The organism is Streptomyces monashensis, from assembly GCF_001866665.1.
Lineage (GTDB): Bacteria > Actinomycetota > Actinomycetes > Streptomycetales > Streptomycetaceae > Streptomyces > Streptomyces monashensis.
On the sequence record NZ_MLYO01000033.1, the window covers coordinates 13,749 to 28,005 of the forward strand.

Annotated in this window: 10 protein-coding genes and 1 tRNA gene; 6 read left to right on the forward strand and 5 right to left on the reverse strand. The window is 73.5% G+C overall.

Annotated features, from left to right (window positions below; all coding sequences use genetic code 11):
* Positions 1–87: 87 nt before the first annotated feature.
* The gene (locus BIV23_RS19790; RefSeq protein WP_071382233.1) at positions 88–1,143 is read right to left on the reverse strand and encodes an LLM class F420-dependent oxidoreductase; all 1,056 of its coding nucleotides are present in this window, start codon (positions 1,141–1,143) and stop codon (positions 88–90) included.
* A 187-nt stretch (positions 1,144–1,330) separates the two neighbouring features.
* On the opposite strand from BIV23_RS19790, the gene BIV23_RS19795 reads away from it, so the two are divergent.
* The gene (locus BIV23_RS19795) at positions 1,331–2,314 is read left to right on the forward strand and encodes an aldo/keto reductase (RefSeq protein ID WP_071382234.1); all 984 of its coding nucleotides are present in this window, start codon (positions 1,331–1,333) and stop codon (positions 2,312–2,314) included.
* Positions 2,311–4,608 carry a helix-hairpin-helix domain-containing protein gene (locus BIV23_RS19800; protein WP_071382235.1) on the forward strand — a complete coding sequence of 766 codons (2,298 nt, stop codon included), beginning with the start codon at positions 2,311–2,313 and terminating at the stop codon, positions 4,606–4,608. Before BIV23_RS19795 ends, BIV23_RS19800 begins: the two co-directional genes overlap by 4 nt.
* 60 nt (positions 4,609–4,668) lie before the next feature.
* Here the strand turns inward: BIV23_RS19800 and BIV23_RS19805 are convergent, their stop codons facing one another.
* Positions 4,669–5,376, reverse strand: a complete 708-nt coding sequence (locus BIV23_RS19805) for a hypothetical protein (RefSeq protein ID WP_071382236.1) — start codon at positions 5,374–5,376, stop codon at positions 4,669–4,671.
* 47 nt (positions 5,377–5,423) lie between these two features.
* Between BIV23_RS19805 and BIV23_RS19810 the strand changes: the two genes are divergently transcribed.
* Entirely contained in the window at positions 5,424–5,612 is a 189-nt protein-coding gene (locus BIV23_RS19810) for a DUF5703 family protein (RefSeq protein ID WP_067050609.1), read from the forward strand.
* Positions 5,613–5,743: 131 nt separating this feature from the next.
* Here BIV23_RS19810 and BIV23_RS19815 read toward each other — a convergent pair whose 3' ends face one another.
* The 3 genes from BIV23_RS19815 to BIV23_RS19825 all read right to left on the reverse strand — a co-directional run bounded on the left by BIV23_RS19815 (position 5,744) and on the right by BIV23_RS19825 (position 8,403).
* Complete coding sequence (locus tag BIV23_RS19815; protein ID WP_071382237.1) at positions 5,744–6,577, reverse strand: chaplin; 834 nt, start codon at positions 6,575–6,577, stop codon at positions 5,744–5,746.
* 118 nt (positions 6,578–6,695) lie between these two features.
* Entirely contained in the window at positions 6,696–6,929 is a 234-nt protein-coding gene (chpH, locus tag BIV23_RS19820; RefSeq protein ID WP_071375800.1) for a chaplin ChpH, read from the reverse strand.
* A gap of 148 nt (positions 6,930–7,077) precedes the next feature.
* Positions 7,078–8,403 (reverse strand): M20/M25/M40 family metallo-hydrolase, encoded by a 1,326-nt coding sequence (locus tag BIV23_RS19825; protein ID WP_071382238.1) that lies wholly within the window; start codon positions 8,401–8,403, stop codon positions 7,078–7,080.
* A gap of 214 nt (positions 8,404–8,617) precedes the next feature.
* Here BIV23_RS19825 and BIV23_RS19830 point away from each other — a divergent pair.
* The 3 genes from BIV23_RS19830 (at position 8,618) to BIV23_RS19840 (ending at position 14,256) form a co-directional block, all read left to right on the forward strand.
* A tRNA-Leu gene (locus BIV23_RS19830) sits at positions 8,618–8,705 on the forward strand.
* A gap of 272 nt (positions 8,706–8,977) precedes the next feature.
* Positions 8,978–12,841, forward strand: coding sequence for a Pls/PosA family non-ribosomal peptide synthetase (locus BIV23_RS19835; protein WP_071382239.1), 3,864 nt, complete (start codon positions 8,978–8,980; stop codon positions 12,839–12,841).
* A gap of 77 nt (positions 12,842–12,918) precedes the next feature.
* Complete coding sequence (locus BIV23_RS19840; RefSeq protein ID WP_071382240.1) at positions 12,919–14,256, forward strand: M1 family metallopeptidase; 1,338 nt, start codon at positions 12,919–12,921, stop codon at positions 14,254–14,256.
* Position 14,257 lies beyond the last annotated feature (1 nt).

Below are 14,257 nucleotides of genomic sequence, written 5' to 3' on the forward strand. Positions count from 1 at the left end.
GTTCCCGGTGACGGCCGTGGCGGGGAAGACCCCCGAGCCCCCACCACGGCCGCAGAAACCTTTTATTGAACCCTTCGGCCGCGGCCGTCAGGCGAGCCCGGCGCGCTCCAGCGCCTCGCTGCCGGCCCGCAGGGAGGCGAGCCGCTCGTCCAGCGTGAAGCCGGCCGGGGCGAGGCTGAGGGTGGTGACCCCGGCCGCGGCGTAGGCCTTCATCCGGTCCGCGATCCGGTCGACGGAGCCCAGCAGCGTCGTCCTGTCGATGAGGTCGTGCGGCACGGCGGCCGCGGCACCGGCCTTGTCGCCGGACAGGTACTTCTCCTGGATCTCGGCGGCCTCCTTCTCGTATCCCATGCGCCGCGCGAGCTGGTTGTAGAAGTTCTGCTTGGCGCTGCCCATGCCGCCCACGTACAGCGCGGTGTAGGGCCGGAAGGTGTCGGCGAGCCGGGCCACGTCCTTGTCGTCGCCGACGGCCAGCGGCAGGGTCGGGCAGACGTCGAACCCGTCGAGGGTCTTGCCGGCCTTCTCGCGCCCCGCGCGCAGGTGCGTGATCGTGGTCTCCTCCAGGTGCTCGGCGGAGGGGAAGATCAGCAGGGCGCCGTCGGCGATCTCGCCGGTCTGCTCCAGGTTCTTCGGGCCGATCGCGGCGATGTACAGCGGGATGTGCTCGCGCTGCGGGTGCACGGTCAGCCTGATCGGCTTGCCCGGGCCGCCGGGCAGCGGCAGCGTCCAGTGCTCGCCCTCGTACGTCAGCCGCTCCCGGGTCATCGCCTTGCGCACGATCTCGACGTACTCACGCGTGCGTGCCAGCGGCTTGTCGAACGTGACGCCGTACCAGCCCTCGGAGACCTGCGGACCGGAGACGCCGAGACCGAGCCGGAAGCGCCCACCGGAGAGCGAGTCGAGCGTCGCGGCGGTCATCGCGGTCATCGCGGGCTGCCGGGCCGGGATCTGGAAGATGGCGGAGCCGACGTCGATGCGCTCGGTCTGCGCGGCGACCCAGCTGAGCACCGTGGCCGCGTCGGACCCGTACGCCTCGGCGGCCCAGCACACGGCGTACCCCAGCCGGTCGGCCTCCTGGGCCACGGCCAGATTGTCCCCGTCCATCCCGGCACCCCAGTAGCCGAGGTTGATCCCGAGTTGCATGGCCCATTCCCCTTACCCGTGAGTAACGTCCCTGTGGGGGCGACCATAGCGCGGGGGCGGGGGTCCGAGGCAGGGCGTGACCAGGATAGGGGCCGGGATCACCGTTCCCGGGGTATGTCCGGCGCCCGACCGCCGAGTTATCCACAGGCCACCCACCGCATGGGTTCTGGCCAGTAATCTCGCGGTCATGGAGCAGAGGCATCTCGGCCGTACCGGCCTGCGCGTGTCCCGGATCGGACTCGGCACCCTCACCTGGGGCCGGGACACCGACCAGCACGACGCCGCGGACTTGCTGAAGACGTTCTGGGAAGCCGGCGGCACCCTCGTCGACACCGCGGACGTGTACGGCGACGGGGAGTCGGAGTATCTGCTCGGACAGCTGATGGAGGGTCTGGTGCCGCGCCGGGACCTGGTGATCTCCACTAAAGCGGGCAGCGTCCCCGATCCCGACCGCCGCTTCGACGGCTCCCGCGGCCATCTGCTCGCCGCCCTCGACGGCTCCCTGGCCCGCCTCGGCACGGACTACGTCGACCTGTGGCACGTGCACGCCTACGACCCCGGCACCCCTCTGGAGGAGACGCTCCAGGCCCTCGACATAGCGGTGAGCAGCGGCCGTGCCCGCTACGCCGGCGTCTCCAACTTCTGCGGCTGGCAGCTCGCCAAGGCCGCCACCTGGCAGCTCGCGGCGCCGGGCACCCGGACCCGCCTGGCCAGCACGCAGATGGAGTACTCGCTGCTCCAGCGAGGCGTCGAGCGCGAGGTGCTGCCCGCAGCACTCGACCTCGGCGTGGGCCTGCTGCCCTCCTCCCCGCTCGGCCGGGGCGTGCTGACCGGAAAGTACCGGCAGACCACTCCCCCGGACTCGCGCGGCGCTTCCGAGCATCTGGCGCCCTTCGTCGAGCCGTACCTGGACGACACGGCGAGGCACATCGTGGACGCGGTCACGACGGCCGCCGACGGCCTCGCCGTCACCCCGCTCCAGGTGGCCCTGGCCTGGGTCCGGGACCGGCCCGGCGTGGCCGCCCCGATCGTCGGCGCGCGCAACGCGCAGCAGCTCACGGCCGCATTGTCAGTGGAGGCGCTTAGTCTTCCTGACGAGATCTGCCGGGCGCTGGACGATGTGTCGGCGCCCCTGCACCGCTATCCCGATCACGACTGGAGCACGCTGTGAGCACGGAGCCGGAGACCACGGAGAAAGCCGGGCCGGGGACACCGGACACCCCCGAGGCCCCGGGCGCCGGACCCGCGCCCACGGAGAGCCGTGCGCAGGACGGCGTGAAGGAGGCCGAGGGCGAGGACGGGGGCGACGGCGCGAGCGAGGCCGGGGCCGAGACCGAGACTGAGACCGAGGACGGTGGGAGCGCCGTCGTCGCCGAGGGCGAGAGCGGCCCGGGCGGGGCCGGCGGTGGTGGCGGGGCCGGGGCCCAGGTGTCCGAGGCGACGGCCGAGTTGGCCGCTCAGCGCGTCGAGCGGGAGCGGATCGCGCGGCGCAAGGCCGAGAAGGCGGGCCCGATCGAGAGCGGCGCCAAGCTCAGCGGCACGGCGGCCGACCTGCTCGCCGCGGTCCGGGCGGTGGAGGGCGGCGCGAAGCCCTCGGCCACGGTGTTCACCGAGCCCGCACCGGCCCCCCGCCGCCCGGCCCCGGAGCCGGTGCACCGGCCGCAGCCCGCACCGGCCCCGGCCGTCGCGCCCGGCGCCCCCGCGGCGGAGGCCGTCGAGGCCGTCCGCCGGGTGCTGGCCGAGGGCGGGGCCCCCGAGGCCCTGGCGCCCCAGGTCGCGGCGGCGCTCGGCGAGGGCGCGGACACCGCACTGCGCGAGGATCCCTGGCAGCTGCTTCGGATCGGCGGCGTCCGGCCGGAGCAGGCCGACGGCTTCGCCCGGGCCCTGCTCGGCACCGCCTGCGGACCCGACGACGAGCGGCGGGGCCGCGCGGTGACCGTCTGGCTGCTGGAGCAGGCCGCCCTCGCCGGACACACCGCGCTGGAGCTGGCCACGCTCAGCACGGCGCTGGGCCGGCAGGGCGTGCCCGACCCGGACGCGGCGGTGCAGAGCACACTCGCCGAGGCCGAGGCCCTGGCCTTCCAGGACGCCCTGGAGGACACCACCGGCACGGCCCCCCGAGGGGCGCACGAGGGTGACGACGAGGGCGAGGAAGAGGAACGGCCGGTCCGTGTCCTCGTCGGCCTGGAGCGCTACGCCCTGGCCGAGGAGAGCCTCGCCGACGGCCTCGCGAGGCTCGTCAACTCCCTGTCGAAGGAATCCGAGGAGGCCTGGCGCGCGGCGGCCGACGCGGCCCGCGGCGGTGCGGCCGAGCTGGCCCGCGCGGTCGCCGGGCACGGCCTGGTGCTGCACACCGGCGGGGAGGCGGCCCGTGCCGAACCGGCCGCGCTGCTCGACGCCGCCCGCGCCGCCGGCCTGCGGGCCTTCGCCGTCTGCCACACGGCCGACGGCCGCCGTCGCCTGGCCGCGCCGGCGGGCCCGCGGTCGAGCGGGGACGCGGCGGAACGCGGTGTGGGGACGGTGGCCGGGCTGCTGTCCGGCACCGAGGGCCCGGGCCGGGACGCGGACGGCGCCCTGGATCTGGACCTGCTGATCGTGCTCGACGCCCCGCAGCTCGACGTGGAGAGCGCCGCGATGCTCGTGGAGTCGCTGCCGGACGAGGCCCGGCTGGTGCTCAGCGGTGACCCGGCGGTGCTGTGGTCGGCCGGTCCGGGCCGGGTCTTCGCGGACCTGCTGGCCGCCCGTGCCTGCCCGCAGGTCGCCTCCCGCGTGCCCGACCCCGGCCCGATCGGCGAGCTGGTCTCCGGCATCGGCATCGGTGAGCTGAACCAGGTCGACGCCCCCGGCAAGGAGATCGTCGTCGTCCCGGTGCGGGACGCGGGCGAGGCCGTGCACCGCACGGTCCAGCTGGTCGCGGACTCGGTGCCGCGGGCGATCGGCGTCCCGGCCGACCAGACCGTCGTGATCACCCCGGGCCACGGCGGCGCGGCCGGCACCCGCACGCTCAACGCCGCCCTGAAGGAGCGCCTCAACCCCGGCCCGGGCCGCTTCGGCGGCTTCGACCCCGGCGACCGGATCGCCTACACCCCCGCCCCGGGTCGTACGGTGCCGGGCGTGGTGGTGAAGGCCGACGCCGACGGACTGCACCTGTCCTGTACGGGCACCCCCGTGATCGTCCCGCGCGAGCGGGTGGAGGGTGCCGTACGGCACGGCTGGGCGCTGACCGCGCATCAGGCGGTCGGGGCGCGCTGGCCGGCGGCGGTCGTGGTGCTGCCCGGCGACGCGGCGCAGACGCTCAGCAGACCGTGGGTGTACACGGCGTTCTGCCGCGCCGAGCGGCATCTGTCCGTGGTCCAAGGGGTGGAGCAGGTCCTGCCGCAGGCGGTCGCGCAGACCCTGGCCAGACCCCGCACGACCCGCCTGCAGACGCTGCTGCGCGCGCAGGTGCCGTCGGCGGCCGGCTGACCTCGGCAGATCCCGGTGGTGCCGCGGCGGCTCAGGCCTGCCCGGCACCACCGGCGGACGTCATCGTCTGACGCCCTCGACCTCGTCGTCTGCCGCCGCGTCCGTGTCGTCGTCCGCGTCCGTGTCGTCGACGAACTCGAGATCCTCGTCGTCGCCGTCCTCGTCGTCGAACACCGCGCTCACGTCGAACCGGCACACCACCCCTTGCGGGTCGATGTGCTCGAACGGCGTCTCCAGCCACTCGCCGGGTTCCGCGGGCTCGTCCGCCGCGGTGACCCAGAGCGTGGAGTCGCCCTCCTCCAGGCCGAACTCCTTGTGCCGGGAGGCGATCTCGTCCGGTTCGAACTCGCCGAAGAGGACGCCCAGTGCGCCGGGGACCGTGCCGGCGGCGCCGTCTGCCGGGCCGCCGGACTCGTCGTACTCCGCCGCCTCGACCCGCTGGGCCTGCGCGAGCAGCCGCTGGGGTTCCGCGACGGCGTAGTCGCGGCGGATCAGCACGCTGATCGCGTTGGGTTCCTCGGGGCCCGCGTACGGCGGCAGCTCCTCCGCACCGGGGATCTCAAAGGGTGTGACCTCGTCGTAGCGGTCGTAGAGCAGCTCGTCGTACACCTCGGCGGCCGCGGCGAGCTGGTTGAACGCCTCGGAGACGGCCGGGTCGTCCTCCCCCGACCTGCGTTCGACCGCCGCCAGATGACGGTCGAGCGCGGTCTTGACCGCCTCGGCGGCGGCACGTACCTCGGCAGCGGTGGGCTGCGCAGCATCAGACATAGTGCAGACGCTATCCGTACCGGGCCCCAGCCCGCACAATAGATGCGATGCCGGAATACGAATTTGTCGACGTGTACGTACCTCGCGGGGTCTCCCGCAAGGAAGCCACACGTCTGCTGACGGACCATGCCGAGTACGGACACTGGGAGTTGGACCGACTGAGCCTGATGCGCGACGGCAGCCGCAAGGTGCGGTTGCGCCGGCGGATCATCCGCCAGGTGCGCGCCACGTGGTGAGGCCGGACACATGAACGGAGCGGGCCCGGCCGGCATGGCAGGACCCGCTCCGTTTCCCGCGCCGTACGGCCCACAGTGCCGTACGCCCCTGTGTTCAATCGGTGTTGACCGTTGCAGGGCCGCGCCGACCGCTAGGCGGAGGCGCGTGCCTTGCGGTACAGCACCACGCCCGCGAGGAGCGCGCCCGCACCGGCCGGCAGCGTGAGGCCGAGCGGCACGTCACTGCCGGTGTGCGCCAGCTCACCGGTGGTGGGGAGCCGTTCGCCGCGGTCGCCCTGCGCCCGGGCCTGCGAGGCCCCGTGCGGCTCGTGCGCCTGCTGCGCCCCCTGGGGCCCGTGAGGCGTGTGGCCCCCCTGACCGGGCGGGGTCGTCGGACCTCCCGGATGAGTCGGCTTACCCGGGTGACCGGGGTGACCGGGGTGACCCGGGTGACCGGGATGGCCCGGGTGACCGGGGTGCCCCGGATGGCCCGGCGGGTTGCCGTTTCCGCCCCCGGGCGGTTGGGTCTGGTGACCGCCGCCGTTGGCACAGTCGTTGCCCGTGGCGGTGTTACCCACGCCGATGACGTTCACGCTGTTTCCGCAGACGTTCACCGGGGCGTCGACCGGCACCTGCACGGTGTTGCCGGAGCCGACACCGGGCGAGCCGCCGGTGTGGCCGCCCGCGTGCGAGCCCCCCGAACCGCCGGAGCCGCCCGAGCCGCCGTGGCTCCCGGACGCACCGCCGCGGTTGGCGCACGAGTTGCCCGCGGACGGGTTGAGCAGTCCGACCACGTTCACGGTGTTGCCGCACACGTTCACCGGTGCGTGCACCGGCACCTGCACGGTGTTGCCGGACAGTACGCCCGGCGAGCCGATCGCGGCGCCCGTGGCGCCGGCGTCCGCGTGGGCGTAGCCGCTCGCGGCGGCGATCACCCCGGTCGCGGCGGCCATTGTCATCAGGCTTTTGCGCGTACCTTGTCGCATGCTGATTCCCCCCTGCCTTCGCTTCATTTTCGAACGAGAAGGCCAGTCGGCCCCGGAGCGCATGGAGCGCACTCCGGGGCCGACGGCTTGTCGCGCACGCCCCTTCAGGGAGCCTGCGTCACTTGTTGAGGCAGGTGTTGCCGAAGGCGGGGTTCAGGAGCCCGATCACGTTGATCGTGTTGCCGCACACGTTCACCGGGACGTGGATGGGCGCCTGAACGACGTTGCCGGAGACGACTCCCGGGGAGTGCACGGCGGCACCCTGAGCACCGGAGTCGGCGACAGCCAGGCCCGCGCCCGCGAGAACCAGCCCACCGGTGGCAGCCGCAGCAGCGACGACCTTCTTGATCATTACTTCCTCCTCATTGGCAATGTGGTCCCAAGCTGCTGGGATCACGTCACTTGTAACGAGGAGGGAGTAATGGAGCTACGAGCTTATGGTCGCATTCACCCTTCTCAGTCGGTGTCGTACGCGCGCCCGATTACTCCAGGGCAGGGCATCACGACGCGTCGATGAACCGGTCCAGCACCCGCACGCCGAACTGCAGGCCGTCCACCGGCACCCGCTCGTCCACACCGTGGAACATGCCGGCGAAGTCCAGCTCCGGCGGCAGCTTCAGCGGGGCGAAGCCGAAGCCGCGGATGCCGAGGTCGTCGAAGGACTTGGCGTCGGTGCCGCCGGAGAGCATGTAGGGGATGGCCTTGGCGGTGGGGTCCTCGGCGAGCAGCGACGACTGCATGGCCTCCACCAGCGCGCCGTCGAAGCCGGTCTCGACGGCCTTGTCGGCGTGCACGTCCTCGCGCCGGACGTGCGGGCCGAGCAGCCGGTCGAGGTCGCCGAGGAACTCCTCCTCGTAGCCGGGCAGGAACCGTCCGTCGATGTGCGCGGTGGCCTCGCCGGGGATGACGTTGACCTTGTAACCGGCGTTCAGCTGCGTGGGGTTGGCCGTGTTGCTGAGGGTGGCGCCGATCAGCTTGGCGATGCCGCCGAGCCGGGCGAGGGTGGCCTCCATGTCCTCCGGGTCCAGCTCGGTGCCGAGCGCGTCGCCCAGCTCGTCGAGGAAGGCCCGGGTGGTCTTGGTGACCCGTACCGGGAATTTGTGCCGGCCGACCCGGGCCACAGCCTCGGACAGCTCGGTGATGGCGTTGTCCCGGTGGATCATCGAGCCGTGCCCGGCGGTGCCGGCCACGGTCAGCTTCATCCAGTGCATGCCCTTCTCGGCGGTCTGGATCAGATAGAGCCGGCGCTGCTCGTTCACGGTGAAGGAGAAACCGCCGACCTCGCTGATGGCCTCGGTGACGCCCTCGAACAGCTCGGGGTGGTGGTCGACGAGGTACCGGGCGCCGTACGTACCGCCCGCCTCCTCGTCCGCGAGGAACGCGACGACGATGTCGCGCGGCGGCCGGCGCCCGCTCCTGAGCCGGTCCCGGACGACCGCCAGGGTCATGGCGTCCATGTCCTTCATGTCGACGGCCCCGCGCCCCCACACGCAGCCGTCGGCGACCTCGCCCGAGAACGGGTGACGGGTCCAGTCGTCGGCGTTGGCCGGTACGACGTCGAGGTGGCCGTGGATCAGCAGCGCCGGCCGCGACGGGTCCTCGCCCTCGATACGGGCGACCGTGGAGGCGCGGCCCGGGTGCGACTCGTAGATCTTCGGCTCCAGCCCGACCTCGGCCAGCTTCTCGGCGACCCACTCGGCGGACGCCCGCTCGCCGGGGCCCGAGTGGTCGCCGTAGTTGCTGGTGTCGAACCGGATCAGCTCGCGGCAGAGGTCCACGACCTCGTCCTCGCCGGTGACGCTCCTGGCCGTGTCCGTCTCGCTCACGCGATTCCTCCCGCTGTCACTGCTGGTGGGTCCCCTCATCCTCTCTCCGGTCCCGCCTCCGGCCCAAGACGGGGCACGGCCCGACATACGCCGTTCATGCGGCACGGCCCCGGGAACGGGGGGTGATCAGCCATCCCCGAAAGCCTGGTAATGTTTCCTTCGTCGCCGCGAGGGAAACCCCGCCGAAAGGGATCCTTCGCACGACAGACACCTTGTCCGGGTGGCGGAATGGCAGACGCGCTAGCTTGAGGTGCTAGTGCCCTTTATCGGGCGTGGGGGTTCAAGTCCCCCCTCGGACACCACAGTGAGGGCCTCTGTCGATCAGGGGCCCTTTCGCATGCCCCTGAGCGGGTCCGCGCACCGGTCGGCGCCCCAACTGCCCCTGATTGTCCGCTCCTTGGCGGTGTGTGGGACATGTCTCGTGCGGCGTGAGGAGTCCCAGCTCAGCGGCCTCGGACCGACGTCGTCCCGCCCACCGGTACGGCCCTCCCGAGTGGCCGGAACCGGAGGCGGCTCCTAGCGTCGGAGTAAAATCTTCGGTTTGTGACTTCGGCCGGACCGACGTGAGGACCCGATGGCAGCCATAGACGAGAGCAGTGCTCTCGGCCTGCTCGACGAAGAGATCCGCACGGAGTTCGGCGACCGGGCCCGCTTCTCGGCCGGGCCCGCCGGGTCGCCGCGCACGCTGGTGGACGTCTTCGACGCGACCGTGCGGGCCCACCCGGACGAGCCCGCGCTGGACGACGGTACGACGTGTCTCAGCTACCGGGCGCTGGCCGGTGAGGTCGAGCGGGTGCGGCGGCGGCTGGCCGAGGCCGGGGTCGGGCTCGGGGACCGGGTCGGCGTGCGGGTGCCGTCGGGGACCAACGAGCTGTACGTCGCGATCCTCGCCGTGCTCGCCGCCGGTGCCGCCTACGTCCCCGTCGATGCCGAGGACCCGGACGAGCGGGCCGAGTTGGTGTTCGGGGAGGCGGACGTACGGGCGGTCGTCGGGGCCGGGTGCGCCGTCAGCGTGCAGGGCGGCGCCGGCGGCTCCGCTGCCGCGCGGCCCGGGACCGGGCACGACGCGTGGATCATCTTCACCTCCGGGTCGACCGGTAGGCCCAAGGGCGTCGCCGTCTCGCACCGCAGCGCCGCCGCGTTCGTGGACGCCGAGGCGGCCCTGTTCCTCACCGAGGAGCCGATCGGGCCCGGGGACCGGGTGATGGCGGGGCTGTCCGTCGCCTTCGACGCCTCCTGCGAGGAGATGTGGCTGGCCTGGCGGTACGGCGCCTGTCTGGTGCCGGTGCCCCGGTCGCAGGTCAGGAGCGGTGCCGATCTGGGTCCGTGGCTGGTCGAGCAGGAGATCACGGTCGTGTCCACGGTGCCGACGCTGGCCGCGCTGTGGGAGCCCGAGACCCTGAACGACGTACGGCTGCTGATCTTCGGCGGTGAGGCGTGCCCGCCCGAGCTGGCGCAGCGGCTGGTCACCGAGGGGCGCGAGGTGTGGAACACCTACGGGCCGACCGAGGCGACAGTCGTGGCCTGTGCCGCCCTGCTGACCGGCGAGGAGCCGATCCGGATCGGGCTGCCGCTGAACGGCTGGGAGCTGGCCGTCGTCGACGACGGCGGTGAGCCCGTGGCCATGGGCGACAGCGGGCAGCTCGTGATCGGCGGGGTCGGGCTCGCGCGCTATCTCGACGCCGAGAAGGACGCGGAGAAGTACGCGCCGCTTCAGTCGCTGGGCTGGGAGCGGGCCTACCGGAGCGGGGACCTGGTCAAGGCCGAGTCCGAGGGGCTGGTCTTCCTCGGGCGGGCGGACGAGCAGATCAAGCTCGGCGGGCGGCGGATCGAGCTGGGCGAGGTGGATGCCGCGCTCCAGGCGCTGCCGGGCGTCGCGGGGGCCGCCGCCGCCGTGCGCACCGCCCGCAGCGGCAATCAGCTGCTCGTCGGGTACGTCGTCACGCAGGACGGCTGGGACCACGCGGCCGCCGTCGAGAAGCTGCGGGCCGAGCTGCCCGCCGCGCTCGTACCGCTGCTCGCGCCCGTCGCTGAGCTGCCGACCCGGACGTCCGGGAAGGTGGACCGGAACGCGCTGCCGTGGCCGCTGGAGGGCGTCGAGACGCCCAAGGCGGATCTGTACGGCACCGAGGCCTGGCTCGCCGAGCAGTGGACCGAGGTGCTGGGCATCCCGGTGACCGGCGCCGCCGACGACTTCTTCGCGATCGGCGGCGGCAGCCTCGCCGCCGCCCAGCTCACCACCCGGCTGCGCACCCGCTACCCGAGCGCCGCCGTCCTCGACATCTACCAGCAGCCCACCCTGCGCAAGCTGGCCCGGCGGCTGGAGCAGTCGGGCGAGGACGACGGCGCCGAGCGGACCGTGGCTCCGGTGCCCGTCCGCGCCCAGGTCGTCCAGGTGCTGCTGCTCCTTCCGCTGTTCACGCTGCTCGGGCTGCGCTGGACGCTCGTCCTAGCCGCCGTCGGCAACGTGCTGCCCGGGTACGCCTGGCTGCCGACCGCCCCCTGGTGGCTCCTCGCCGTCGGCGGGCTGCTGTTCTTCACCCCGCCCGGCCGGATCGCGCTCGCCGCGGGCGGGGCGCGGCTGCTGCTGCGCGGGCTCGTACCCGGGCGGTATCCGCGCGGCGGGAGCGTGCATCTGCGGCTGTGGGCGGCCGAGCGGCTGGCCGAATGCAGCGGGGCGACCACGCTGACCGGCTCCTGGCTGGAGCGGTACGCGCGGGCGCTGGGCGCCAGGATCGGGCCGGACGTGGACCTGCACTCGCTGCCGCCGGTGACGGGCATGCTCAGGCTGGGCCGGGGCGCGGCCGTGGAGTCCGAGGTCGACCTGTCCGGGTACTGGCTGGACGGCGACCGGCTGGAGGTCGGCGCGGTCAGGGTGGGCGCGCACGCCACCGTCGGCACCCGCAGCATGCTCTTCCCGGGCGCCCGCGTCGGCAAGCGCGCCGAGGTGGCGCCCGGCTCGGCGGTCGGCCGGCAGGTCCCGACCGGCCAGCGCTGGGCGGGCGCGCCCGCGGTGAAGCTGGGCAAGGCCAAGCGCAACTGGCCGAAGGAGCGCCCGCAGCGGGGCACGTACTGGCGGGTGATGTACGGGCTGACCGGGCTCGCGCTGAGCGCGCTGCCGCTGGTCGCGGGCGTGGCCGCGCTGCTGGTCGCCGGGCTGTTCGTGGCGCCGGGCGACTCCGCGGGCCGGGCTCTGCGCGGGGCCGCGCAGGCCCTGGTGCCGGCCACGCTGGCCTACGGGCTGGCGTACGCGCTGCTGATCCTGGTCGCCGTACGGGCGCTGAGCCTCGGCCTGCGCGAGGGCACGCATCCGACGCACAGCCGGATCGGCTGGCAGGCGTGGACCGTGACACAGCTGATGGACCGCGCGCGCGAGACGCTGTTCCCGCTGTACGCCGGGCTGGTCACGCCGGTGTGGCTGCGCATGCTCGGGATGCGGATCGGGCGGGGCGCCGAGGTGTCGACCGTGCTGGCGCTGCCGAGCCTGACCACCGTCGGCGACGGGGCGTTCCTCGCCGACGACACGCTGACCGCGCCGTACGAGCTGGGCGGCGGCTGGGTGCGGATCGGGCGCGCGGAGATCGGGCGGCGGGCGTTCCTCGGGAACTCGGGGATGACGGCGCCGGGGCGCAGTGTGCCGGACGGCGGTCTGGTCGGGGTGCTGTCGGCGACGCCGAAGAAGGCGAAGAAGGGCACCTCGTATCTGGGGCTGCCGCCGGTGAAGCTGCCGCGCAGCGCCGCCGACGGGGACCAGAGCCGTACGTACGAGCCGCCGGCCCGGCTGCTGTGGGCGCGGGCTCTGGTGGAGCTGTGCCGGTTCGTGCCGGTGCTGTGTTCGGCGGCGCTGGCCGCGGCGACGGTGGTGGCGCTGTGCGCGCTCGGTGTGTGGGCGTGGGCGCTGTCGGGCGTGGTGCTGCTGGTGGCCGGTGGCGTCGCGGCGCTCGTGTCGGTCGTCGCGAAGTGGGCGCTGGTGGGGCGGCACCGCACCGGTGAGCATCCGCTGTGGAGCTCCTTCGTGTGGCGCGACGAGCTGGCGGACACGTTCGTCGAGGTGCTGGCGGTGCCGTGGCTGGCCGGTTCCGTGCCGGGGACGCCGGTGATGACGGCGTGGCTGCGCGGGCTCGGGGCGCGCATCGGCCGGGGTGTGTGGGTGGAGAGCTACTGGCTGCCGGAGGCGGACCTGGTGACGCTGGAGGACGCCGCCACCGTCAATCGCGGCTGTGTGCTCCAGACCCACCTCTTCCATGACCGGATCTTGCGGACGGATACTGTGGTTCTCCGTGAGGGCGCCACGCTGGGTCCTGGCGGGATCGTGCTGCCCGGCAGCACGGTCGGGGCCCGTACGACCCTGGGTCCCGCGTCGCTCGTCATGGCCGCGGAGTCCGTCCCGGACGACACCCGCTGGCTCGGCAACCCGATCGAGGCATGGCGTCCGTGACCGCGGGCCTGCCGGCGTCGGTGAGCGGTGCGCCGGCGGAGCGGAGTGGTGGCACAGCGCAGGGAGCGGACACAGCAGTGGCAGTTCAGCAGTCGGCCGGCCCGGACCCGTACTTTCCCGACAACGGTGACGCACGGTACCGGGTGCATCGCTACGAGCTGGCGCTGGACTACCGGCCCGGCCCCAACCGGCTGGCCGGCACGGCCCGGATCAACGCCATCGCGGGCCGGGCGGCGCTGGCCGAGTTCCAGCTCAACCTGGCCGACTTCAGGATCGGCCGACTCCGGGTGGACGGCCGCCAGCCGCACTGGACGCACCGCGGCGGCCGGCTGCGGATCAAGCCCGCCAAGGCGATCCGGGCCGGGGCCGCGTTCACCGTCGAGGTGCACTGGTCCGGCAACCCGAAGCCGGTGAACAGCCCCTGGGGCGGGATCGGCTGGGAGGAGCTGGCGGACGGGGCACTGGTGGCGAGCCAGCCGACCGGGGCGCCGTCCTGGTACCCGTGCAACGACCGGCCCGCCGACAAGGCGTCGTACCAGATCTCGGTGACGACGCCGTCGGCGTACGCGGTGGTCGCGGGCGGGCGGCTGCTGACCCGGACGACGAGGGCGTCCACGACCACGTGGGTGTACGAGCAGTCCGCGCCCACGTCCAGCTATCTCGTCGGCCTCGCGATCGGCACGTTCCAGACGGTGCTGCTGGGCGATCCGGGTCCGGGCGGGGTGCCGCAGCACGGGCACATCCCGGCGCGTCTGCTCCCGGAGTTCTCCCGGGACTTCGCGCGGCAGCCCGCGATGATGGAGCTGTTCCAGGAGCTGTTCGGGCCGTACCCGTTCGACGAGTACGCGGTCGCGGTGACCGAGGAGGAGCTCGATGTGCCCGTCGAGGCACAGGGGTTGTCGCTGTTCGGCGCCAACCACGTGGACGGCGCCCGGGGTTCGGAGCGGCTGGTGGCGCACGAGCTGGCGCACCAGTGGTTCGGCAACTGCGTGTCCGTCGCGGACTGGCGGCACATCTGGCTGAACGAGGGCTTCGCCAAGTACGCGGAATGGCTGTGGTCCGAGCGTTCGGGCGGCCGCAGCGCCCAGCAACTGGCCGCCACGGCCCACCAGTTGCTCGCCACGCTGCCGCAGGATCTGCGGCTGGCCGATCCGGGGCGCCGGTCGCTGTTCGACGACCGGGTCTACGAGCGCGGCGGTCTGACCGTGCACGCGGTGCGCTGCGCGCTGGGCGACGAGGCGTTCTTCCGGATGCTGCGCGACTGGGTGCGGCTGCACCGCAGCGGCACGGTGACGACGGCCTCGTTCGCCGAGCACGTGGCCCGCTTCACGGACGCGCCGACGGCCGGGCTGTTCGAGGCGTGGGTGTACGGGGCGAAGCTGCCCCCGCTGCCGGTACCGGGGATCGCTCCCTAGA